This window comes from Shewanella sp. ISTPL2 (genome assembly GCF_013283205.1).
GTDB lineage: Bacteria > Pseudomonadota > Gammaproteobacteria > Enterobacterales > Shewanellaceae > Shewanella > Shewanella oncorhynchi.
This window is the reverse complement of record NZ_JAAPAV010000001.1, coordinates 4,162,250-4,184,711: the sequence shown is the minus strand read 5'-3', so window position 1 is coordinate 4,184,711 and position 22,462 is coordinate 4,162,250. Positions and strand designations below refer to the sequence as shown.

The following is a 22,462-nucleotide window of genomic DNA, read 5'->3' as shown; positions in this document are numbered from 1 at the left end:
GCTAAAAAACTGATAATATGGCAAAAATTAACTAAGGTGCTCTTTATATGAAAATGTTACTTGCCGTTGTGGTGATTGCTGGGGTGATTTTTTACTTCTTTACCTCGATGAATGGCCAAAAAGCCGCCCAAGAAAATATCCGTTTAGGCAATGAGTTTTTAACACAAAACAAAACCAAAGAAGGTGTGATTACCACAGCTTCAGGTTTGCAATATCAAGTATTAACTCAGGGCGATGGCACAGTTCATCCTAAAGCCAGCGATACAGTGACAGTCCATTATCATGGCACTTTGATTGACGGTACTGTGTTTGACAGTTCGGTTGATCGCGGCGAACCCATCGCATTTCCGCTTAATAGGGTAATTAAAGGTTGGACTGAGGGCGTACAGCTGATGGTTGTTGGCGATAAAATGCGGTTTTTTATTCCCAGTGAACTCGCCTACGGTAACCGTAGCACGGGCAAGATTGGTGGTGGTTCTGTGTTAATTTTTGATGTGGAACTGCTTAAGATTAATTAAATCAGTCTTCAATGAGTCTGTCTTAACGCATTCGGCTGTATTCATAAAAAAACCTTTCGCTTAATAAAGAAAAAAGCCCTGAATCTTCGCAGGGCTTTATTTTTTAACCAATAATATCAAAATTTTGGATGATTACTGGCAGGTTGCCGCGCCAATATCAACCCATACTGCTGCAACACCCGGTACATCACCTTTAGTCCAGTAACTCGCCTTCCAAACACGACCGTTATAGCGAGTAGTTTGACCGCCGTTATACACCACACCCGCATCCCAACCGAGATCAACTTGGCTGAGTAGCTGCCATTGGTCTGCGATGCGAGATGGCGTATTACCCTGCGTCCAATACTTTGCTTTCCATACCAACTGACTATGACTCACAGTATCGCCCGTGTTATACACCACACTGGTTTGCCAAGCAGGATAGTTACCGGCATTGGGATCGGTTGCATCGCACCCACCACCTACCACTTTTGGCGTCACAGTCAGATTCGTCGATGCGCTTGCATCTAAGGCACCATCGGAAACCAGCACGCTCAAACCATAGAGGGTCGCTTCGGTAACATTGGGGCCAGTAACTACTAACGTGGCACTATTTTGCCCGGTTGCCGACACGCCTGCGGGCACAGTCCAAGCGTAGGTTAAGGCATCACCATCTGCATCGGAGGCACTCGCTACTATACTGACGGTTTTACCCGCTTCAACTGTCGCAGTCGGAGCCAGAGTCACTACAGGTGCTTGATTAGGCGTATCAGCCTTGTTGGTTACTGTCACTGAATCTGTGGCAGATAATCCTTCAGGATCGGTGACTTTAAGGCTAAAACCATAGACGACATCGGCAGATGTTGCACCCAATTGAATCGCCGCATTCGCCATATCCGCGTTTGCGATGGTAATAGTTGGGCCAGACACTTGCGTCCAAAGATACGTCAGCGCGTTATTCTCAGGATCGCGCGAACCGCTACCATTGAGCGTCACATCGGCGGGACCGGTGACATTCACATCCGCGCCCGCATTGGCAATGGGCGCTTTATTCACTGGCGGAGTGGTGCCTTCACCATGACCTAAACCTTCGTGCATGGCATTCAGAATGTCACCATTATCGGCATCAAGTTCCCACGCAAAAAGCCCACCAAGTTGATTAGAAAGCACATATTGCCCCTTGGCTTTAACTGAACGAGCATCATCGAAAGTGATTAAATCGCCAGTAGATGCCTTGAACAGTGATGGCGCCTCGGCCGTTTCGTCGTAACTGTAAGTCCAACCGCTCCCCATGTACTCGTTCGCTATCTGACGATAATCCACCACACCAGCTTCCCAAGTACCTTTCACTTTGCCCGTTGCCGTCCCCGTGAAAGGATTATTACCACTGTAGCCATTCACACCTGTCCAGCCGCGGCCATACATAGCGGCACCGACCACAATTTTCCCTGGGGTCACACCTTGGCCTAACAGCGCATTAACGCCATTAGCTGTGGTGTAACGGGTATTGGGATCCCAACTTGCTTCATACAGATTGGTTTGATGACCGAGTTCAGTATTAGTCCAACCACCATTAAAGTCGTAACTCATCAAGAAGATGTAATCCATGTACTGCTGAGCAGCCTGATAATCGACTTTTTGAATTTTATCGTCACCTGCGCTAATCGCTGAGGTCAGCTCATAGGTACGACCCGTTTCGGCGCTTAGTTCATCAAGCATCGCCCGCAGTTCACGCATCAGAGTCACATAGGTTTCACCGTCATTGGCATTACCTAAATTTGGGTTAGCGCCATTCCCCCCTGGAAATTCCCAGTCGATATCAACGCCATCGAAGAATTTCCATGTCTGTAGAAACTCTTTCACCGAAGCGACAAAGATATCGCGCTTGGTTTTATCACCGAAGAAAAAGAAGGGATCCGAGAGGGTCCAACCACCGACCGAAGGTAAAATCTTCAAATCTGGATGTGCTTGCTTAAGTGCCATCAATTGACCAAAGTTACCTTTGTAAGGATCTGAATGCTCACTCACTCCCGCCTGCGGTATTTGAATCGCTGCCCAAGGATCGTGAATCGCAACTTTAAAATCACCACGACCACTACAGGCACGTTGCAACGCTTCGAAACTGCCTTCGATTTCTTTCAAGCTATCATTGATGCCATCACCACCACAAATTGGGGTAAAGCCATATAAAATATGGGTTAAGTTTTGCGCAGGTATCTTATCGACCGGGAATTTACGACCGTATACGCCCCATTCGACAAAGTAACCTCCCACCACTTTGCCTGATTTATTAGCATAGGGACGGTTGTTTTCTTTTAGGGGAGCATTGAGTGGCACTAAATGGCTGCCGTCGGTATCAGCCACGAGGATTTGTTTAGCATCACTCGCCGTACAGCCATCGCTGTTACACAGTTGTACTTGCATCTGATAACGGCCGCCCTTGTTCACCTTAAAGTTAGCGGTTCCCGACGCGCCAGATGGGCCTTCCCAAACTACATTGCCGCTGAGTAACACTTGGGCTCTATTGCCCACATCGCCACTCCAAAGGTTCCAACTGACGGAGACATCGGCGGCATCTTTCACCGTAACTAATTGATTGTAAGCGGTAGCCGCTTGATTCACTTCAATAATAGCGAACTTAGTTTCGCCCCAACCTAAAGTCGGTTTACCGGGTGCAGCTGCAAAAACGCTGGCACTGATGGTAGATGCCAGCGCTGATGCCACTAGCAAGGCTGATGTTGAAATTTGAGTCTTGAACATGAGATATCCCTATTGAATTTTTATATGAATCAATAAGGCAAACAAAGCGTAGACAGGAAACAGCACTCTCTTAAAACCATGCAAAACGACTGACAACTGCACGAAGAAAAACCTGTGGTATCCCCGCTATCATAGGTACAGACGAACCCTTAGACCGGAGGCTTTGCGTCCCAGTTTTTCAACTGGTTTGCCTTTTACACACAATGACAACGTTGTCATTGTAAATGTCAGCATAAGCGTAAGCGCAATAAAATTGCAACAAGATATTATCAACTGTGTTATTGGCCAAAATCGTAAATAGAACTAGTCATCTGATAAGAAAGGAATTATGCAAATTCAACTATCACTAATATTTACTTTGGATAATAAGGATTATCTGAATACTTTAAGAATAAAAAAAACAGGACTCGATATGCCAAAGACATCACAAGTCCTGCTTTATATTTCACAATTTACGTCGCTTATGCAGCTAAAACTCAATCACTAAACATTCATGGCGCAAACCATTGTCGAACAACATGATGATCCTTATGCGCGGGGCATTTATGATCCTTATGCACGGGGTTATTTATGATCCTTATGCACGAGGATAGTCCCTTGCGAGCATCACTGATAAACCGCGGCAAACCAAGGTTTCCATATCATCGACACGATTGATTTTCATCTCAGCTAAGGGCGCGCTCAATGCCATTTGCTTTAAGCTTTCGAGGCAGCCTTTGTAGTAAGGAGCGCTATTCATCATACCGCCAGCAAGCCAAATTCGATTAGGATTAAATAAATTAACCGCCCACGCTAATCCCATGCCGAGATAACTGCCCGCGCGATATAAATCATCCTGAGTGGAGATTTTGCGGCTGCGCACTGAATCGCCACTGGCCAGTTGCTCTAAACTAAACTCGCCAGATTCTGTCATCACGCGACAAGGCCCCAACTCCCCCGCCACGCCCGTCGCTCCCGTAAAGACTTGTCCATTAAAGGCAATAGACATACCGATCCCAGTGCCGCACATGACCAATAACTCACAGGCATATTTCGCATCACAAGTCGCTTGCATACCCGCATCGATATCGTTGCAGATAAACTTAAGCTCACCCTGGGTTTTGACTGTATCGAAGCTCAATCCATTGAGTCCAGGTAAAGATTTACAAGAAACCAAACGATTATTTTGTACCAGTCCAGGTACGGCAATCGCTAGTTGGTAATGCTGTAAATCATAATCACGTTCAAACGCCGCGATTTGATTATTTAACTCTTCAATTTTAAAACCTTCACCTGTGGGGATTTTATATTGTTCTGTATGTCCCGCGAGCTGAAGTTCGAACAGGGCTTTGGTACCGCCCACATCTATTGTTAGTATTTGCATCGCTTACTCCACTGATACATGTGCCCCACTCTGACCCCGAGTAGAGATGGCAAATGTTAGCATAGGGTCCAAATGTTAGCGATTGAATAAAACTTAAGTTGCTAATTTGTAAGGAACAAGTCCTAATTAAAACATGACCAACCTTTTATTTAATTCACTTTTCATGCTCAAAATCACATAAATAAATTAACAACACCCCCCATAACCTCAAGCGTCTTACCTGCACAAATTCACGATTGTATACAAAATCCTTTATTCGCTACCCTTGCATCTAGCGCTAGACTTGCGATAATCCGAGCCGGTTAAAACTCAAATCAACATATACCCAAGCTACCTGAAGATACGAGTTTCAGAGCGCCTAGGGTGCTTCAATTCAAGGCGTATCAATGACAGAATGTCGGCTACCTTTTGAATTGATGCAACACGGAAGTGAAGTGCCCTAGACGCTCCGTCCCGGCGGTTTTTAACGCACTTTATACTGCGTTGGTTATTTTTAACTTAGCCCACTAGGTCTGCAAATAACCGCCTTGCCTAAAGTGCGTTAAATTACCGCTGAATCCTGCATCTTCAGGTTGTTTGGGTATAAACCATTCATCCTTAGGCGATCTTCGCCTACCGACTCGCATAGCATGCCAGTCTCTATTGGAGCCCTTATGTCACAATCAATCGCTAACCGTCTCGGTGCTATTCGTAACGAATTAACATCTGCTAATCTCGATGCTTTTATTATTCCCCGTGCCGACGAATATCTGGGCGAATATGTGCCAGCACATAACGAACGTTTGTACTGGGCAACCAACTTTACCGGTTCGGCGGGTATGGCTATCGTATTGAAAGATAAAGCCGCAATATTTACCGATGGCCGCTATACGGTTCAAGTTCGTTTACAAGTCGATGCCACATTTTTCAGTTATGAAAGCCTAACCGATACACCACAAATTGAGTGGTTATGTGACACGCTACCAGCAGGGTCTCGCGTTGGTTTCGATGCGCGCTTACACACCTTAGCTTGGTATGAAAATGCCAAAGCAACCTTAAATAAATCCCAAATCGAATTAGTGGCAGTTGAACAAAATCCTATCGATTTGCATTGGCAGAATCGGCCAGCACAGTCGAACGCGCCTATCACTTTGTTTAGCAACGAGAGTGCTGGTAAAACCAGCCTGCAAAAACGCATTGAAATTGGTGCATTAGTAAAAAAAGCCGGTGGTGATGTCGCCTTAATCGCCGCCTTAGATTCTTTCTGCTGGCTACTCAATATTCGCGGCAATGATGTACCACGCCTGCCCGTTGTACTCGGCAGTGCCCTGCTCCACGCCAATGGCGATATGCAGCTTTTCACCGATTTAAGCAAACTCCCAGAGGGCATTGAGGAGCATGTTGGTGCTGGCGTAAGCTTTAAGGACGAGGCATCTCTTGCCGATACACTCGCCAGCATGCAGGATGTAAAACTACTTGCCGATCCGAATTCTGCAAACGCTTGGGCACAAAACATTGCCCGTGAGGCAGAAGCAAAATTAATTGCTGGAATCGATCCTGTCGCTTTACCTAAAGCGCAGAAAAACGCCTCAGAACTGGCCGGCATGCGTGCCTGTCATATCCGCGATGGCGTCGCAGTGAGTCGATTCCTTGCATGGCTCGATGCCGAAGTGGCAGCCAATCGTATGCACGATGAAGGCACCCTTGCGGATAAATTGGAAAGCTTTCGCCTAGAAGATGAGCGTTACCGCGAGCCAAGTTTCGACACGATTTCAGCTGCCGGTCCTAATGCCGCTATGTGCCATTACAATCACAACAATGGCACACCAGCCATGATGACAATGGACAGCATCTACTTAGTGGATTCTGGCGCTCAGTATATTGATGGCACGACAGATGTGACCCGTACCATTGCGATAGGTGAAGTGACCGATGAGCATAAAAAAATGGTTACGCTGGTGCTAAAAGGTCATATTGCCCTCGACCAAGCTCGCTTCCCGAAAGGCACCTCAGGCCAGCAGCTCGATGCATTCGCCCGCCAATATTTATGGCAACATGGTTTTGATTACGATCACGGTACAGGCCATGGTGTGGGTCATTTTTTAAGTGTGCACGAAGGTCCGCAGCGCATAGGTAAAAATGTCAACGGTATCGCATTGATGCCCGGCATGGTGCTTTCCAACGAGCCGGGTTACTACCGCGCCGACGACTTCGGTATTCGCCTAGAAAACCTCGTCGTAGTGCAACACTGTGAAGCACTTAAAGGGGCTGAGCGTGAAATGTATGAATTCGATGCGTTGACTATGATCCCTATGGATGCGCGCCTTATTGATAAGAGCCTGTTAACGCAAGGGGAAATAGACTGGTTTAATGCTTATCATCAGCAAGTATTCAATACACTTTCTCCGTTGATGTCAGGGGATGAATTGGCTTGGTTAACTCAAGTGACTAAAGCAATTTAGCACTCCGCTGATAAGTAGCAATTTAAGTCGTTATTTTAGTCACTTACGCGCTATAAAATAGAACGCCCAAGGCAATTAGCATTGGGCTTTTTTTTAGCGCTATCAGTGTGTTTTAAAACCCACGTCTTATTTCAAAACCATGATTTCAAAACACGATTTAAAAACATGAGTCGCTAAACCATAGTAGGTTGTGCCATCGGCTGATAAGCATCATCCAGCGATGCTTTAGACAACACTTCAAAGTCCTGATGAATTTCAATAAAACAATCGACTAATTCAGGATCGAAATGCTGACCTTTGCCTTCAATAATTAAGTCGATAGCCTCTTGGTGGCTAAAGGGCCGCTTATAACATCGGGGAGAAGTCAGCGCGTCATAAACATCAACTAGGGCCACTATCCTCGCCGAAAGCGGAATATCTTCACCTTTCAAACCAAGGGGATAACCACTACCATCCCACTTTTCATGGTGACCCGAAGCAATATCACGACCCATCTGAATAAAAGTACATTGGGGCGCATATTCCAACAAACTGCGTAGCACTTGTCCCCCGATCACAGGATGAGCTTTAATTTGCTCAAACTCCTGCGGCGTTAATTTACCCGGTTTAAGCAAAATCGCATCGGCAATACCGACTTTACCTATATCGTGCAAAATGGCCGACAAACTAATGTCTTGAATATAATCTTCGTTCAATTCTGCAGGAGGATTGGCAGCCAGTAGTCGCTGCGACGCGAGCATTTTCGAATACTGCCGCATACGTAGCAAATGCGCGCCCGTTTCGTTATCTCTGTATTCGGCGAGTTTAGCTAAGCCTAATACAGTAGCTTGGCGTGATGCTAAGGTTGAATCGAGTGCGTCAGCCAACTTACCTAATAAATAAGTGATGGTTAACGTCAACATAGCATTGGTCACGATAAAATTGACCACCACAACGGCCCAAATACCGACACTATAACCTTGGGTTTCAGGCCAATTGAGCCAATTAAAATGATAAGCAAAACCAATCAATACCAAACTTAGCCCATTCAAACACTGGGCATATAAGCTGGCTCGATTTCCTAAAAAAATACCGACTAACGGCGGGAAAATAAATAACCAGAAAAAACCAGCTCCCGAAGGGCCAATCGCAATTAAAAAACCGATGCCGATAGCAAAACCCAGCAAGCAGCCACAGCCAAAACGCGTACTATCAGCAAGCTTAGGAAAATACAGTAAAAGCAGTAAAAACAGATAAGCCAGCGTATCAAATACCACCATAAACCAGAGATCGGCGATGACGCATAAATACACACTAGTGATGTATACAGGCACGCAGAGAATCGCTAGAAAGCCAAATAAACGTTCAAAAATCAAACGTCGCCAATGTGGCAGTGCCGCCGCTGTTCCCAAGGACGCTGTGGCTAATTTCGTTACACCACGCCTAAGTGATATCGCCATGGGAAGTTCCTCTTATATAGCATTCCCGCTGTGAGCTAATGAACTAGAAGAGCAAAATCAAGATACACCACTGAAGCAAGGAAAAATAAGCCATCTTTTGTTGCCCATTAAAGAATAGACTAAGGCCAATAAAGCGCTCCATGAATACTGTGATATCAAGCCGAATCAACGACATTAGCCCAATATCATCGAACATAATTTATATTTAAGATGAATGACAAATACCCACTCAAGACATAAAAGAATAACCCTATACAAAATACTAGAATTAACGATTTAACAGGATAAACGCTCGTTTAACATCATATTCTCACAACTTAAAAACTTTATATATTGCAATAGCTTATAAATACGACGAACGATTGATTTTCACCTGTCAGCCATGAGAAACCGCTCTCCTATACCCACACAAAAATGATACTCTTATCACATAACAAGCTTACTCCGATGAGAGTCAGCACAATAAAATTCGCGCCTAACACCGCGTCCTGAACCCTAATGAACCACATCGGCCCTGAATGGACACACTAAATGAGCCAGAGTAACGCCTCAGCGAATAAAATAGTTAATACACAGAGATCAGATCAAGAAATCCGCTTAACACCACAAGATGAACTCATTTCCACCACTGATACTCGCGGTATCATCACTTACGTTAACGCCCGTTTTGCCGAAGTCTCAGGCTATAGCGATCAAGAATTGATTGGCAGTGCACACAATATGGTGCGCCATCCGGATATGCCGAGCGCCGCCTTTAAAGAAATGTGGGGAAAACTTAAGTCGGGCCAATCTTGGCGCGGCATAGTCAAGAACCGCTGTAAAAATGGTGGCTTCTATTGGGTTGATGCCTTTGTTTCGCCCTTGTTTGAAAACGGCACTATTATCGGTTACCAATCGGTGCGCATTCAGCCTCAAGCCGCCTACGTCACGAAAGCTAATGAGATTTACCAAAGACTCAAATTAGACAAATCCATTCCTAAACCCTTAAGTTTAATGCAAAAACGTATCGTATCTGCGGTTGTAGCCTCCACAGGTTTACTGATCGCTGGCTACTTTTGGGGCTGGGGCGTAATTATCGCAGGGGCGATTCTGATGAGTTTAAACCTCGCCATTTTCTACGATGAGGCTTTTCGTATTCCCGCTAAACTGATTGAAATGCAAACCAAATATGACTCTATCAGTCGTTACATTTACTCGGGTGCAGATACCTCTTCTATCCTCGATTTCCAGCTCATCATGCTACAGGCCAAAATGAATGGCGTACTTGGGCGTACCCAAGATCAAGCCAATCAATTACATGCCATTGCCGATCAATTAGTGGTCGCGACCGAGCAAACCTATGTCAGCCTAGATCAAGAGAAAAGTCAGCTAGAACAGCTATCTGGCGCGATGGAAGAAATGAGTTCAACCATCACAGAAGTGGCGCAGAATACCCATCTCACCTCTACCAGCATCAATACCGCCTATGATCTCTGCCTTAAAAGCAGTGCCAACATGAAGGCCAACACTCAAAAAATGGAGCAACTGGCAAAGTCTGTTGCCGATGCAACCAACAATGCCCATCAATTAAATAAAGAAGCCGAGCAAGTCGCTAATGCGATGGGCGAAATTGACTCTATTGCCGAGCAAACTAATCTCCTCGCCCTCAATGCCGCGATTGAAGCTGCCCGTGCGGGTGAACAAGGCCGTGGGTTTGCCGTGGTCGCCGATGAAGTACGCGCCCTATCGAGCAGAACCCAGCTATCGACCAACAGTATTTCTAAGAGTGTCGATAAGATGTTCACTATGCTCAACGCATGGGCCAAAGAAATGGAACAAAGCCGTCAACATGCGGAGCGTTGTGCCAGCGATATTCAGCTGTCCGCCGACAATGTAAACACCATTTACCAAGAAGTGAGTGACATCCACACCTTTGCCCAACAAAATGCAGTGGCTGCCGATCAACAGCGTCAAGTGGTCAATGAGATCGCCAGTAATATTCACTCCATCACCCATGCCAGCGCCGAGAACTTAGCCGCAACCCATCTGATTGGTGATGCAGCCCATCTTCTTAAACACAATGCCGAAAAAGCCCTTGGCCTGAGGCGCACCTTCGGTTAAACATAAGTACAAGATCCAAAATACCGCAGCCTAGGTTGCGGTATTCTCTAATATAGCGAGCTTTAATCCGTATTGTTGAGTCCATATTTTACTCAACCCTTGTATAGATCAATAAGACCTTGCCCACCTGAACCAGTGCCAAGCCTTTTATCCCCTCCTGATGAAATGATGCAGATAAAATGCCAAAACACTAAAAAGTACAGGTTTTAACCGAAATTTTTGCTATACTCCGCGCCCGCCATTTTTCTTATAAAATCTGTGTGGAAGAATGAGCCAGCCGGTACACCTCTCTCCTTTAGACGAGTGATAAAGAGGCTAGTGGCGCTTGAATGTTTGAATAAGTGAATGATAGGAATCCAAAATGAGATTTGAATCTTTTAGTTTTTCCCCCGAGATTTTGCGCGCTATCTCAGATTGCGGTTATCAACAAATGACGCCTATTCAGCAGCAAGCGATACCTGCTATCCGCCGCGGCCAAGATGTCTTAGCCAGTGCCCAAACTGGTACGGGTAAAACCGCCGCTTTCGCGCTGCCGATCCTGCAAAAGATGGTTGAAAAGCCAAGCGAAACGCTAAAGTCGAATGCCCGCGTATTAATTCTTACGCCGACCCGTGAGCTTGCAGCTCAAGTGGCTGACAACGTCACGGCTTACTGTAAATATTTAAATTTCAGCGTATTAACCATTTACGGTGGCGTAAAGATTGAGACTCAAGCGCAAAAGCTGAAACGCGGCGCCGATGTGATTGTTGCCACCCCTGGTCGTTTACTTGAGCACCTTACCGCCTGTAACTTAAGCCTGTCGAACGTCGACTTTTTAGTGCTAGATGAAGCCGATCGAATGCTCGATATGGGCTTTAGCGCCGATATCCAAAAGATCCTTCAAGCGGTAAATAAGAAGCGTCAAAACCTGTTGTTCTCGGCCACTTTCTCAAGTGCGGTGAAAAAACTCGCCAACGACATGATGGTTAAACCGCAAGTGATCAGCGTTGATAAACAAAACACTACAGCCGACACCGTCAGCCAAGTAGTTTATCCGGTTGAACAACGCCGTAAACGCGAACTGCTTTCTGAGCTTATCGGCAAGAAAAACTGGCAACAAGTGTTGGTATTTACTGCGACCCGTGAAGCCGCCGATACGCTAGTCAAAGAATTAAACTTAGATGGTATCCCATCTGAAGTGGTCCACGGTGAAAAAGGCCAAGGCAGTCGTCGCCGAGCACTGCGTGAGTTTGTGGCGGGTGATGTACGGGTGCTAGTTGCCACCGAAGTCGCCGCCCGTGGTCTGGATATTCCAAGCCTTGAATACGTAGTCAACTATGACTTACCTTTCCTCGCAGAAGATTATGTACACCGTATCGGTCGTACAGGCCGTGCAGGAAAAACAGGCGTAGCCATTTCATTTGTGAGCCGCGAAGAAGAGCGCACGTTAGCTGATATCGAAAAATTGATTGGCCAACAGATTCGCCGCGTCACTGTGCCAGGTTATGAAGTTGGCAGCCGCGAATTGCTATTAAAGCAATTGCAAACCCGCCGCAGTTTTGCCAAAAAGCAACAAAGAACCGACAACGTCGGTGCTCAAGTTGCTGCTGAGAAAAACATGCAGGGCCGCCGTGTAAAAATGAAAGTTGGTCAAGCACCGAGCAAGACCAAAAAACTTAAGTAATTATCCGTTGATTGATATTATCAGTGTTTGTTAATATTGATAAAACAGCGATTTTAAAGCGTCCATAACCGGACGCTTTTTTATACTCACTCAATAATAACCTTGGTAACCTTTATCTCACCGTATTATGTTACCCAATAACGCTTGAAGCCTTGTTTCATTTATACTATTTTCGCCTCGCCACCCCGCGAGAGGAAGCATAATATCCGATCGAGTACTTCCAGGGTATTTCACACTACAGATATCGGTAAAATGGGTGAATCCATCATATAAAGGTTTTACATACGGATTTGGCATAATTCCCAATTCAGCCAATACCATTAATTGTCCGCGAAAACTATACTTCTCATAGTTAGGAATAATTTTAGCTTTCTTGATGCGCTGTTCTAATTTTCCGGGTGTTTCATCTTGAGGAGCTTGACGGATCATATCGATTAACGATATCAATATACTGATATCCTCTGGTGTAGGAGTACAAGGTGAAATGGCAGTAAACTCTTCTAATTCAACAAGATTACCACACCACCTTTCATTCCATACACTCCCGGCATAGCAACTGAATATTTTATGTCCTTTTTCTATCCAAACATTTCTTCTTATTGAGCAAACGGGGCAAACATCCCCTTCGCTGACCATTTTATGTTCGGGAACCGCTTGAGCGAACAAATAACTTAATATGGGTTGTCTTCCTCTTGGAAAACTTGAAAAGCCACATATATATGCCGAAATCAAATTCTCAATCGATAAGTGAGGATGCTCAAGCAACGTTTTATAAGAGTTAATACATTCATCATGACTATATTTGATTATCTGATTAACAGGATAACCACTCTGTTCAAGTGTTAGTATTTCTGCATTAGATAAACCGTCATTAGAATAGTGTGTAGTCCCAGACTCGCAATCAAACTGGTCTCCATTATCTATTCTTTGCATATATCCATTTTCGTCTTTGATATAAGACTTTTTAAAATAGATTTTCTTTAATATTTTAAATAATCCCTTATCCATTTACAGCTCCCGTGATTGAATATTGAAGTGCAATACAATTTATCGATGACCACGTTGAACGCCACCATAGCGCTCCAAATACTTCACCATTTTTTGACTCGTGGCGGTATAACTCCCTATATGAAACTCGCCATGCCAATGGGCCAGCTCAACAGGAAGGTGACCTAAGTTATTGGCATGATGGACATCGGCCCCAGCTTCAACCAGTAACATGAGAATATCGAGTAATTGCAGTTGGCAGCAATGCAATAAAGCCGTCATATTTTGTGAGTCGATATATTCGACATCAACACCCTGTTTGACCAACTGTTTTACGGTAATGATATCGTGTTTTACCACGGCATCAATTAAGGCTTGCCCCATCAGCTTGTCGTTCACTCGTTTTAACCACTCCAACACTACGCTGTAATCGCGATAAAATCCAAATGGTTACCGTTATAAATACCTCACCAACCAACCCAATTGGTATCACATTGGTGCAATCATCTGCATTGGCTTGTAAGAATGTTCGGCAATTGCCGCTCTTTTAATGCTCATACCCGTTTAGTGCTAACTCGAACCACTCTTAAGCAAGTTAGACATAACAAATAGAGATTTACGCAATATCTCTTTGTCTAAAACGAGGGAAATATTAACAACAACGACTTAAAAAACGAAGAAAACAAAACCAAATTAAGGACTTTATATGCAAACCGCTTCGATGTTACACAGGTTTTACTTCACAACCATCTTACTACTAACAAGTCTAACGGCTATGGCGCAACCCATTGCTAAGGATGAATTTTCCATCAGTCCGCTACTTAATGGTCAGCAAATCCCTAAGGTAAAGTTGCAAGATATCAATGACAAAACGGTCGATTTAGCAGAATTAACCCAGAAAAAACCAACCATTTTCTTCTTTTACCGTGGTGGCTGGTGCCCATTTTGTAACAATCAAATGGGGCAACTAAAAGCCATTGAGCCTGAGTTATTAAAAATGGGCTTTCAGTTAGTGGGAATTTCACCCGATACGCCAGCTCAACTTAAGGCTTCGGCGGCAAAAAATGAACTTAAATATCTGCTGCTTTCCGATGAAAAAATGCTGGCATCCCAAGCCTTTGGTTTAGCTTTTTACACTAGCGAAAAGGTGACTGAAACCTATACCGCACGCCTTAATCTCGAGAATCCTTTATGGATCACCCCAGAAGGTGCCAAACGTTTAGTCTTACCTGTACCCGCCATTTATATCAGCGACGACAAGGGATTAATTCATTTTCAATATATCAACCCTAACTACAAAGTGAGGCCCGCGCCAAAGCTGATTTTAACCGCCGCGAGTTTGGTGGGATCGCAAGAATAAATATCGGTTTAACGACCGCTTTGCTAAACTAGCTCCGCCGCAATCAATATCGTCCAAGTTCAAATAGATAACATCACTTCAGCCCGCGGCGGAGTCATAATGAATTCTCAAACCTATAACCAAGCTGTGCTCGAACTCGCCCTTGCGGGTCTTGCCGATTTAACCGCTTCAGCACAGACCAAGAAAGCCCAGCGCACCTCTGCGCAGGAAAGTCATTTTTTGTGTAATTGGATGGTCGAGTCCTTAAAGGAAAAACGCTTTTCTAAATTGGTAGCCGACGATCTCACGGCTTGGATACGTTTGGCTCGCAGCCAAGGTGCGGGCGCCGAACTCAAGCGTTTACTAGAAAGGATAGTGTATCAATATCAATCAGTTGAGACATCGGAGCCCGCTTTAGGCACGGCATTAAATGCCATGATTGAGACCTTAAAACAAGCCGATTGGTTAGTCTTTACTGACACTGAAATCAGTGCCAAGCTGAAACTCGATGGTGATGGTCAATCTAGCTTAGTGATTGATGCCAAAGAATTTAATCAACATATTAAAGACAATCAGCTGATCAAGCCAATCAACTTATATGTCCGCGCCGATGAACAGACACTAACGCGTATCGCCCTGTCCCATGGGTTATTGCTCAGCCAAGGCAACAAGAAAACCAGTTTGATTAAGCACCATAAAACCTATCAAATTTTCCCTAATAATCAGCAGCCAGCTTTGTGTCAGCTATTGGCTTAAGGTGTAATAGCGAAAAGCAGAAAATAGCTTAAATATGGCGGATGTGACTGATTGTGATCCAATAAACAATTCATTCACACAGTTTAGATAGAATGACCATCGGATAGGTCTTAGCTAAAGCAGAGATAACAAGGATAAAAGCAATATGGTTAAGCGATGTTTGCAGTATAAACACTTAGTTCGATTTGCCTTGTTCACCCTTTACTTGACTCAACAGTACGCCTTTGCGGAACAGCTCAAATACAATATCACTGGCTCCTATTCTTGGTATCCGTATTTTATCGGTGATCAAGCCGAGGCGCCGGGGATGATCACTGAGCTTATTCCGATCATTTTATCTATGGCTGCAATCCAAGGTGAAATCCTCGCCCTGCCGCCAAAGCGCACCAATAATGCACTAGAAACCGGTCAACTCGACTTTGATATCGTCAGCCCCAGTTGGTTTGAAAAGCAGGATTTAGGGCCGCTGTTTGTCAAATCGGCCCCCATAATGCAAATCACTGAATATGTAGTCACATTACCAGAGAATGTCAGTAAATATAAAGATATCAGCCAGATAAAAGGCCAAGAAATAGGTACAGTGCGCGGTTATTTATATCACGACGATAAAGATTTTATCCGCGCAGACTTTACCTCAGAGCAGGAGCTGATCAAAGCCTTAGATAAACACAGAGTCAATGCCGTTATTGCTGGTAATTACCCAGCCTTGTATTGGTCGACTCAGTTGCGGATCCCTGTCGCACTGGCGGCAGTGCATTCTGATGGTGACTTAGTGTTTAGGTTGCGAAAAGAACATGCCGATTTGCTTCCTGCCATCAATCAAGCCATAGCGACACTGAAGGCCAATGGTAAAATTGACGAAATCATCAAAAAGTACACTCAAACGCTGGCAAGCTAATTTCACGCTAGCTATATGAGATATTTGCGATAAAAAAGCGCCCGAAGGCGCTTAATCAATATCAATGAGGTCGCAGAATCTCAGTTTGACCATTCACAAGGATCATAATTAGCGAGGACGGCCGCATAACTGTGACTCAATCCCAGAGTCGAGTAGTAATAACCTTTCCCCTGATTGTCCACTGCATAATGGATATCCTCAGCCCCAAGCTGTTGCGGTAATTGCTCACGCACATTGGCTAATGTAGGCTCATCATAAAGATAGGGGGCAAACGTCAGTACACTCTCCAGATAGACCTCAGTATGGCGGCAACTATTGCGACGGATCTGGGTAATAATCGCCTCAAACGCTTCACCCCGCTCCAATGCTAACCATTGCTCAGCGTAACGTTCAACTATGCTTCTGTCGGAATAGAAGAAATACCGCTTATCCGACAAACGCATCTGCACATCCTTGTAAGCCTCATTGAGGATTAGGCGAATATAACTGTTAACCGTTTGCTCACTATCCCACTCGAGCCCTGCCACGGCGGCGATTTGCTCCGCCGTGACTAAGCGTCCGTGTTGGCTAAATACCCTGATATAACCGACAAGTTCAATCATAGTGTCCAACTATAGTGTTCAACTGGGTAACAGGCCTCTAGCCGCCAATCTATCGGCAACAAAACCTAGGCTAAACTTGTCGAGCGTGGCCCGAGTTGGCGCACCGGTTTGAATATCCCAACCAAAGGCTTCATAGAACATGTCCAGCGCCGTTTGCATGTCAGCGCGGTCCATCTTGATGGTGCCCTCTTGACCGAAGTTTTTATCTGGATTCAAATCATAAACCCAGTCACTGAGCACATCATGCTCTTCGCGCATATTGCTTTCATTCATTTGCAATACGGTTAAGGCACGGTGTAAATGCAGCACTCTTTCCGCCTTAAAGTCCAATTCAGTTTCTGTGGTTTCAATCCCAGTCACTAAACTGAACATCTGCGATTCAATGGTGCTATCGCCTTCATAGTTGCGATTTTTATCCGGTGATGCCAGCAGTGGGAACATCCAATTACACAGTGTCAGAGAGTCATGTAATACGTTTTTCACCAGCGACCATTTTGCAAAACGGATCTTAGCCGCATTGATTGGGGTATACCAATTCACCTTATCGAATGCACCTTCACCCCATTTTTTCTCGGCAATCGCCACTGTCATATCATGTGGCAACCCACTGTTAACTATGTTGATGTGGGAATGACACTGAGCATCACGGTTAAAGACGACGTTGATTAACGTACCCACCTGACCCGCGGTTTCACTGGCATGGTGCACGGCAGCATTGGTTTTCTTGTTGAATACCTTAGTTGCACTTTCTTTGTGAATATCCCAATTACCTAACTTGGGATTGGTTCCATCTAACCCCCAACGCTTGATCAAATCATATAAGCCGTCGGCCATATGGGAAATTTCACCTTCTTTAAACGCCACTCGGCGATAAAAATCAAGTAAGAAAGCGGGATCTTGGTTATCCCAGAGCGCCCAAGGAATGCTGTTAAATTCATCTTCAGGTAATAAATGCTTAAACATATCCTTTGTTTTTAGGAATTTAAATAGATGAGAAATGGAGCCATAGTTACACCAAATACCATAGTCATCGAGAATATGAGCCCCTAAAGCGCCCGCCATCGCATGTGCTTCTGTACCATTTTTGGTGCCCATTAAATACTGTGGTACGAGGAATCCCATACAGACGTTAGATATATGTTCGGTTTTACGACCGTATTTGCTTTTCAATTCAGGGACTTTTAGCTCGCAGAAGCAACGTATTGGGCATGAATGACAGCCTCCCGTACGCTTCATCCACTTATTGGCATATTCCACACCAATGTAGCTTTCTGCCATCGAAGTTCGAAACCCAATACGATTGCGTTCATTCCATGGCACTTCGCCTAAATCGATTTCTTGATCGGCAGCGCCCCACTTCAAACCGGGCCGAGATTTCCAGCGGCTGATGGGGGCTGAGTACTCAGCCCAAGATTGCGGCGTTGAAGGAACGACACCATTATTGTTGGCACCGATAATACCTAAAATATGGTCATCTAAGGCACGCATCTTTTCATTATTGGCGGCGATTTTAACGGCGCCAGTGCCGATAATGCCGATCCCTTTACAATTTTTTGACCCCATTACCGAGCCATGACCACCTGCTGAGTGCCCGCCCTGAGTCATAATGACAGAAAGAGGCACTTGGTTTTCACCCGCTTGGCCAATGGCCGCCACTTGTGCATTGGGTCCCATCATTTGCGCGATCATAGCGTGGGTATCAAATATACCTTTACCCCATAGGGCATCGGCAGGTTCAATCGTGACCTTATCATCCACAATTTTAAGCCACACAGGACTGCTCGCTTTGCCTTCTATCGCAATCGCATCGAAGCCCGCAAATTTCATTGCGGGTGAAAAATGCCCACCAAAGTGACCATCGGCAATCAGATGTTTTTCAATTACGGGACTACGGGAAGTAATGGTTGTTCGTCCAGTACAAATAACGCCTGAACCCGTTAATGGTCCGGCAGAAAAGACAATAATATTATCTGGGTCGATTGCTGTAATATTATCCTTATGATCATCCCACAATATTTTATAACCAATCCCCATACCACCGATATAGTCATAATATTTATTGATTGGCTCATACCATATATGATTAGTTGTTAAATTAACTCTGAGGACTTTACCCGCCCAACCACCTATTTTATCACTCATATTATTTCTCCTGAATTTAAGAAACTAAGCCGGTATATTTTTCGTATTGTTCTAATGCAGCTTCAGCCTCTTCCCAGTTATAAAATTTAATTGCACCTGTAGGACAAACTTGCGCGCAGGCAGGTTTACCGTTACATAAATCACATTTGACGGCTTTCATTTTACTGCGAACAACTTTAATGACTTGCTGAGGACACTTATCTGCACAATAACCACATCCGACACAACGTTCTTCATCAATCACTTTGGCGCCAGTTTGTTCGTTCGTTGAAATAGCTTGCTGTGGACAAACTTCAGTGCAGACTTCGCAGTGGCGACAAGTGGAAGGAACAACGGTTTTATCGCCGCATTCTCCTCGTTGTATTTCATAGTCAAATTGCACACCATGTGGGCCATAGTTCATATTTCTTTCTACTTTGACGCGGGCAAGTGTCGGACTGCTATCCCCTTCATGGTTCCAACCACAGGCAATTTCACAGCGTCTGCAGCTAACACAAACCGTAGGGTTCACCACCATGAGTCCACCAGGCATGACTTCTACTATCTCTTGGCTATTACTGTCACTGCCACAACCGGTCAGAAAACTTATTAATGTTCCGCTATAAACTGTACCGACAGCAACGCCCATACCGCCTTTAAGCATTCCTCTTCTGGTAATCATATTTGATCCTTTATTAGTCAAAGCAATATAATTAAAATATGCATACACTTTGATTCCCGACAATTTATGCTAAAGTAATTATGTCTTTGATTTTTAACCTGCGTCACAATTACCCATATTGGGGCATTATTAGATCAAGTTACACGACATGCATCAGAGTAACGTTTTCAAGAATTAACAATTCAACATCTAGAAAATTTAAATAATGCCTCACTTCAAATTACCTTGATATAATTAACAAATAACTTTTAAATTTGGTTAATTAAGTGCAACTCAACTCATAACTAAGTTAATATCTATACCGCATACATTCCGATTAGAGTCCCGACAGAATCTAATTAAAAAGGAATGGAAAATGATGAAAACGAATACCCGTTCTCAATGGAAAATCTTTACGCCAATGGCAGTCGCAGTCTGTCTGATGACAGCCTGTTCCGATGGTGACGATGGGAAAGAAGGTCCACCAGGGATTGTGAGTATCAGCATTGAACAAGCGGATACACTCAAAGCGACAATAGAAAATGTGGTTATCGATGCACAAACTCATGTGCAGGTCGATTTCTTCCTCAGCAATGCCAATGGTATTGCGGTCACAGGGCTAGAAAACCTGAAGGAGCTAGATACCTTAGGTGTCGGTATTGCCAAATTAGCACCGCCGCAGGAGCACTATCAAATCACCCAAGCCGCGGCGAATGCTATGGCAACAACTGGCACAGAAGTCACTAACTCTGCAGCAAGCGCGACAGATGCTGCGTTGCAATGGACCAGTTACATCAATAATCAAGTAGAACCTGCAACAAATGCCCAAGCGAATGCACAGACTCAGTGGCAAGCAGGCATTGAAAGCAACTGTAAAACGGCGTGTCTAACCTCCTTAGGCGCGGGCCAATACCGTTACACTTTGAGTAAACCACTCACGGGTTACTCACAATTTACGGGGATAGATACCCAGTACTCGCCTGAGCTCACCCACAGAATTTACCTAGAGTTAAAACCGTTCGCAAATAGCCCAATCGACACTCAGTTGATCAACAGCGTGTACGATTTTGTGCCCGCCACAGGACAGACAGTCGCGGCGGATATGGGCCGTAAAGTGATCGCGCCAGAACAAGCCTGTTTTCGATGCCATAACCCAGACTTAGCCAATACCGACACTCGCCTTTTGATGCACGGCAATAAACGTTTTGCCTTTGAGGGCTGCGTTGTCTGTCACACGACTTACTCTGGCGATCCTGAAACGGGTAATAGCCTTGATATGGCGACATTGACACACCAGATCCACCAAGCCAAATATCAAATTGTAGGTTACAAGGGACAGCTATATGACTACGCCAATGTGACCTTTCCCGGTGATATGGCCCAATGTCAGCAATGCCATATTCCCGGCGCAACGGCGCAAAGTGGCAATAGTAATATCCCCAGTAAAACCGCGTGTCTTGACTGTCACAAAGCGCAAATCCCCGCAGATTGGAATGGTACTGTAGCGGGTTTATTCCACAACAGGGAAATTTTTGCCACCCCATGGGCACTGGGTTGTAGCGGCTGCCACCCTGATAGCACTAATCCTGAAGGTGTCGGGCTTTTCCACAATGCCGCTGTGAAAACAGCCACTAAGCTGGTGAGCGATTACCAAGTTAAGTTACTGAGTTCGCAGCTAAGCGTTGAAGCTAAGACCCTTGCGGTGACATTGCAAGTGCAGCAAATGGAGCAACTGCCCGCCAGTCAACCTATGATAAAATCCTTCTGGTTGATTGCCACAGGTGAAACAAATAGCGCGAACATGCCAATCAATAACGGCCAGCGTAAAGTGTGGGATTTATTAGCAAACAGGAGCGACGTCGCCTTAAAAATTACCGCGCCCAATCAGCTAACAGTCACTATATCTAACCTGTCGGCTGCCGATTTTGGCGATCTGAGTCAGTCAAAACTCTACAGTAAACTGGTGCTCTGTGCCGATAAAAATACCGGCTTTGCCGTTAACTGTAATATCGCAAATCAAGAGGTGAGTCTCAGTGCCATTAATTCGCTAAGCCTGCAAGGTCAAGCTGTTACGGCAAAAGCTAAGGTCGATGAACAGGCCTGTCGCCAATGTCATGATCAAGGATTAGAAGATAGAGTTCTGTCAGCGCATCAAATGAAAGGAATTTTTGAACCCAATAGCAGCTGTGGCACCTGTCATGCACCGCAAACAGCAACCGCACTGACCGATGGGCAATGTCAAAGTTGCCACAGTAATGATGCGATTATGTATCTCAATGCCAATGTGATGCATACTCCTGGGGCCAGCCAAATCAAGCCCTATCGCACCATCAACAATACTTTGAGCTACAGGGAAATGGTGCATTCACTGCATGCGGGAACCCGCACTGTAGTGGGTTTTGATAACCCACGTCCCGAACTCACTTACCCTAATGCAAAAAATAACTGTAGTGTTTGCCATAGCGCAGGACAGCTCAGTCTCGAGGGGCTAAGTGCACAACAATCCCTGTTAGTTGCGACACCCGATGCAGCCAACATAGGGCAAATTGCCGAGTACTCACCAACCTTAGCAACCTGCACGGCATGTCACACGCTTATCGATAGTTTAGTCGTCCATGCACGTAGCTTTGGCGGGGTTTACCAAAGCGATGCCAGCGGTGGTCGAATTTACCAATCAGGACAGGAGTCATGCGCAACCTGTCATGCCGAAGGTCGCTCATCGGGGGTCGACAAGGTACACAAATAAGCCGTTAGATTTGATTTAATGCCAAAAAAAAACCGCTCACCATAATGGTGAGCGGTTTTATTTCATTCGTCCTATTTATCAATCTTTTG

General features: G+C 45.0%; 16 protein-coding genes and 1 riboswitch. Of the genes, 8 read left to right on the top strand and 8 right to left on the bottom strand.

The genetic code is table 11. The features are described from left to right. Positions 1-47 precede the first annotated feature (47 nt). On the top strand, positions 48-518 hold the full coding sequence (locus HUB64_RS18420) for an FKBP-type peptidyl-prolyl cis-trans isomerase (protein ID WP_173497559.1): 471 nt from the start codon (positions 48-50) through the stop codon (positions 516-518). 132 nt (positions 519-650) lie between these two features. On the opposite strand, the gene HUB64_RS18415 is transcribed toward HUB64_RS18420, so the two are convergent. Next, entirely contained in the window at positions 651-3,257 is a 2,607-nt protein-coding gene (locus HUB64_RS18415) for a glycosyl hydrolase family 18 protein (RefSeq protein ID WP_173497558.1), read from the bottom strand. Between the two features lie 113 nt (positions 3,258-3,370). Further along, positions 3,371-3,459, bottom strand: a riboswitch (cyclic di-GMP riboswitch). Positions 3,460-3,834: 375 nt separating this feature from the next. Then, positions 3,835-4,620 carry an ROK family protein gene (locus HUB64_RS18410; protein ID WP_028761333.1) on the bottom strand — a complete coding sequence of 262 codons (786 nt, stop codon included), beginning with the start codon at positions 4,618-4,620 and terminating at the stop codon, positions 3,835-3,837. Between the two features lie 653 nt (positions 4,621-5,273). On the opposite strand from HUB64_RS18410, the gene HUB64_RS18405 reads away from it, so the two are divergent. After that, complete coding sequence (locus HUB64_RS18405) at positions 5,274-7,061, top strand: aminopeptidase P family protein (RefSeq protein WP_173497557.1); 1,788 nt, start codon at positions 5,274-5,276, stop codon at positions 7,059-7,061. 173 nt (positions 7,062-7,234) lie between these two features. Here HUB64_RS18405 and HUB64_RS18400 read toward each other — a convergent pair whose 3' ends face one another. Continuing rightward, positions 7,235-8,500, bottom strand: coding sequence for an HD-GYP domain-containing protein (locus tag HUB64_RS18400; protein ID WP_168822982.1), 1,266 nt, complete (start codon positions 8,498-8,500; stop codon positions 7,235-7,237). Positions 8,501-9,031: 531 nt separating this feature from the next. Here HUB64_RS18400 and HUB64_RS18395 point away from each other — a divergent pair. Beyond that, positions 9,032-10,600 carry a methyl-accepting chemotaxis protein gene (locus HUB64_RS18395; protein WP_173497556.1) on the top strand — a complete coding sequence of 523 codons (1,569 nt, stop codon included), beginning with the start codon at positions 9,032-9,034 and terminating at the stop codon, positions 10,598-10,600. A gap of 361 nt (positions 10,601-10,961) precedes the next feature. Beyond that, positions 10,962-12,263 (top strand): DEAD/DEAH box helicase, encoded by a 1,302-nt coding sequence (locus HUB64_RS18390; protein ID WP_173243539.1) that lies wholly within the window; start codon positions 10,962-10,964, stop codon positions 12,261-12,263. A 117-nt stretch (positions 12,264-12,380) separates the two neighbouring features. On the opposite strand, the gene HUB64_RS18385 is transcribed toward HUB64_RS18390, so the two are convergent. Beyond that, a complete protein-coding gene (locus tag HUB64_RS18385) occupies positions 12,381-13,271 on the bottom strand; it encodes a hypothetical protein (protein WP_173497555.1) in 891 nt (296 codons plus the stop codon). A gap of 39 nt (positions 13,272-13,310) precedes the next feature. Continuing rightward, positions 13,311-13,649 (bottom strand): ankyrin repeat domain-containing protein, encoded by a 339-nt coding sequence (locus HUB64_RS18380; RefSeq protein ID WP_309247074.1) that lies wholly within the window; start codon positions 13,647-13,649, stop codon positions 13,311-13,313. A gap of 307 nt (positions 13,650-13,956) precedes the next feature. Between HUB64_RS18380 and HUB64_RS18375 the strand changes: the two genes are divergently transcribed. The 3 genes from HUB64_RS18375 (at position 13,957) to HUB64_RS18365 (ending at position 16,243) form a co-directional block, all read left to right on the top strand. Further along, positions 13,957-14,610 carry a peroxiredoxin-like family protein gene (locus HUB64_RS18375; RefSeq protein ID WP_254451436.1) on the top strand — a complete coding sequence of 218 codons (654 nt, stop codon included), beginning with the start codon at positions 13,957-13,959 and terminating at the stop codon, positions 14,608-14,610. Between the two features lie 99 nt (positions 14,611-14,709). Continuing rightward, on the top strand, positions 14,710-15,345 hold the full coding sequence (locus tag HUB64_RS18370; RefSeq protein WP_168822978.1) for a DUF2913 family protein: 636 nt from the start codon (positions 14,710-14,712) through the stop codon (positions 15,343-15,345). 145 nt (positions 15,346-15,490) lie between these two features. Beyond that, positions 15,491-16,243: an ABC transporter substrate-binding protein gene (locus tag HUB64_RS18365; RefSeq protein ID WP_173243534.1), complete on the top strand. Its 753-nt coding sequence runs from the start codon at positions 15,491-15,493 to the stop codon at positions 16,241-16,243. Between the two features lie 80 nt (positions 16,244-16,323). On the opposite strand, the gene HUB64_RS18360 is transcribed toward HUB64_RS18365, so the two are convergent. From HUB64_RS18360 to HUB64_RS18350, 3 genes are read right to left on the bottom strand one after another with little or no spacing between them, the layout of a single operon-like run. Beyond that, positions 16,324-16,845 carry a hypothetical protein gene (locus tag HUB64_RS18360; RefSeq protein WP_173243531.1) on the bottom strand — a complete coding sequence of 174 codons (522 nt, stop codon included), beginning with the start codon at positions 16,843-16,845 and terminating at the stop codon, positions 16,324-16,326. Positions 16,846-16,863: 18 nt separating this feature from the next. Continuing rightward, the gene (locus tag HUB64_RS18355; RefSeq protein ID WP_105251825.1) at positions 16,864-18,987 is read right to left on the bottom strand and encodes an aldehyde ferredoxin oxidoreductase; all 2,124 of its coding nucleotides are present in this window, start codon (positions 18,985-18,987) and stop codon (positions 16,864-16,866) included. 16 nt (positions 18,988-19,003) lie between these two features. Further along, positions 19,004-19,648 (bottom strand): 4Fe-4S dicluster domain-containing protein, encoded by a 645-nt coding sequence (locus HUB64_RS18350; RefSeq protein ID WP_105251824.1) that lies wholly within the window; start codon positions 19,646-19,648, stop codon positions 19,004-19,006. 355 nt (positions 19,649-20,003) lie between these two features. On the opposite strand from HUB64_RS18350, the gene HUB64_RS18345 reads away from it, so the two are divergent. After that, complete coding sequence (locus tag HUB64_RS18345) at positions 20,004-22,373, top strand: OmcA/MtrC family decaheme c-type cytochrome (RefSeq protein ID WP_173243528.1); 2,370 nt, start codon at positions 20,004-20,006, stop codon at positions 22,371-22,373. The last annotated feature ends 89 nt before the right edge of the window (positions 22,374-22,462 follow it).

What these genes read in the sequence shown, in the direction of transcription:
- HUB64_RS18390 (WP_173243539.1), top strand. Translation starts at nt 10,962, where the DNA reads ATGAGATTTGAATCTTTTAGTTTTTCCCCCGAGATTTTGCGCGCTATC.
- HUB64_RS18370 (WP_168822978.1), top strand. Translation starts at nt 14,710, where the DNA reads ATGAATTCTCAAACCTATAACCAAGCTGTGCTCGAACTCGCCCTTGCG.
- HUB64_RS18410 (WP_028761333.1), bottom strand. Translation starts at nt 4,620, where the DNA reads ATGCAAATACTAACAATAGATGTGGGCGGTACCAAAGCCCTGTTCGAA.
- HUB64_RS18415 (WP_173497558.1), bottom strand. Translation starts at nt 3,257, where the DNA reads ATGTTCAAGACTCAAATTTCAACATCAGCCTTGCTAGTGGCATCAGCG.
- HUB64_RS18405 (WP_173497557.1), top strand. Translation starts at nt 5,274, where the DNA reads ATGTCACAATCAATCGCTAACCGTCTCGGTGCTATTCGTAACGAATTA.
- HUB64_RS18395 (WP_173497556.1), top strand. Translation starts at nt 9,032, where the DNA reads ATGAGCCAGAGTAACGCCTCAGCGAATAAAATAGTTAATACACAGAGA.
- HUB64_RS18360 (WP_173243531.1), bottom strand. Translation starts at nt 16,845, where the DNA reads ATGATTGAACTTGTCGGTTATATCAGGGTATTTAGCCAACACGGACGC.
- HUB64_RS18350 (WP_105251824.1), bottom strand. Translation starts at nt 19,648, where the DNA reads ATGATTACCAGAAGAGGAATGCTTAAAGGCGGTATGGGCGTTGCTGTC.
- HUB64_RS18365 (WP_173243534.1), top strand. Translation starts at nt 15,491, where the DNA reads ATGGTTAAGCGATGTTTGCAGTATAAACACTTAGTTCGATTTGCCTTG.
- HUB64_RS18345 (WP_173243528.1), top strand. Translation starts at nt 20,004, where the DNA reads ATGATGAAAACGAATACCCGTTCTCAATGGAAAATCTTTACGCCAATG.
- HUB64_RS18400 (WP_168822982.1), bottom strand. Translation starts at nt 8,500, where the DNA reads ATGGCGATATCACTTAGGCGTGGTGTAACGAAATTAGCCACAGCGTCC.
- HUB64_RS18355 (WP_105251825.1), bottom strand. Translation starts at nt 18,987, where the DNA reads ATGAGTGATAAAATAGGTGGTTGGGCGGGTAAAGTCCTCAGAGTTAAT.
- HUB64_RS18375 (WP_254451436.1), top strand. Translation starts at nt 13,957, where the DNA reads ATGCAAACCGCTTCGATGTTACACAGGTTTTACTTCACAACCATCTTA.
- HUB64_RS18385 (WP_173497555.1), bottom strand. Translation starts at nt 13,271, where the DNA reads ATGGATAAGGGATTATTTAAAATATTAAAGAAAATCTATTTTAAAAAG.
- HUB64_RS18420 (WP_173497559.1), top strand. Translation starts at nt 48, where the DNA reads ATGAAAATGTTACTTGCCGTTGTGGTGATTGCTGGGGTGATTTTTTAC.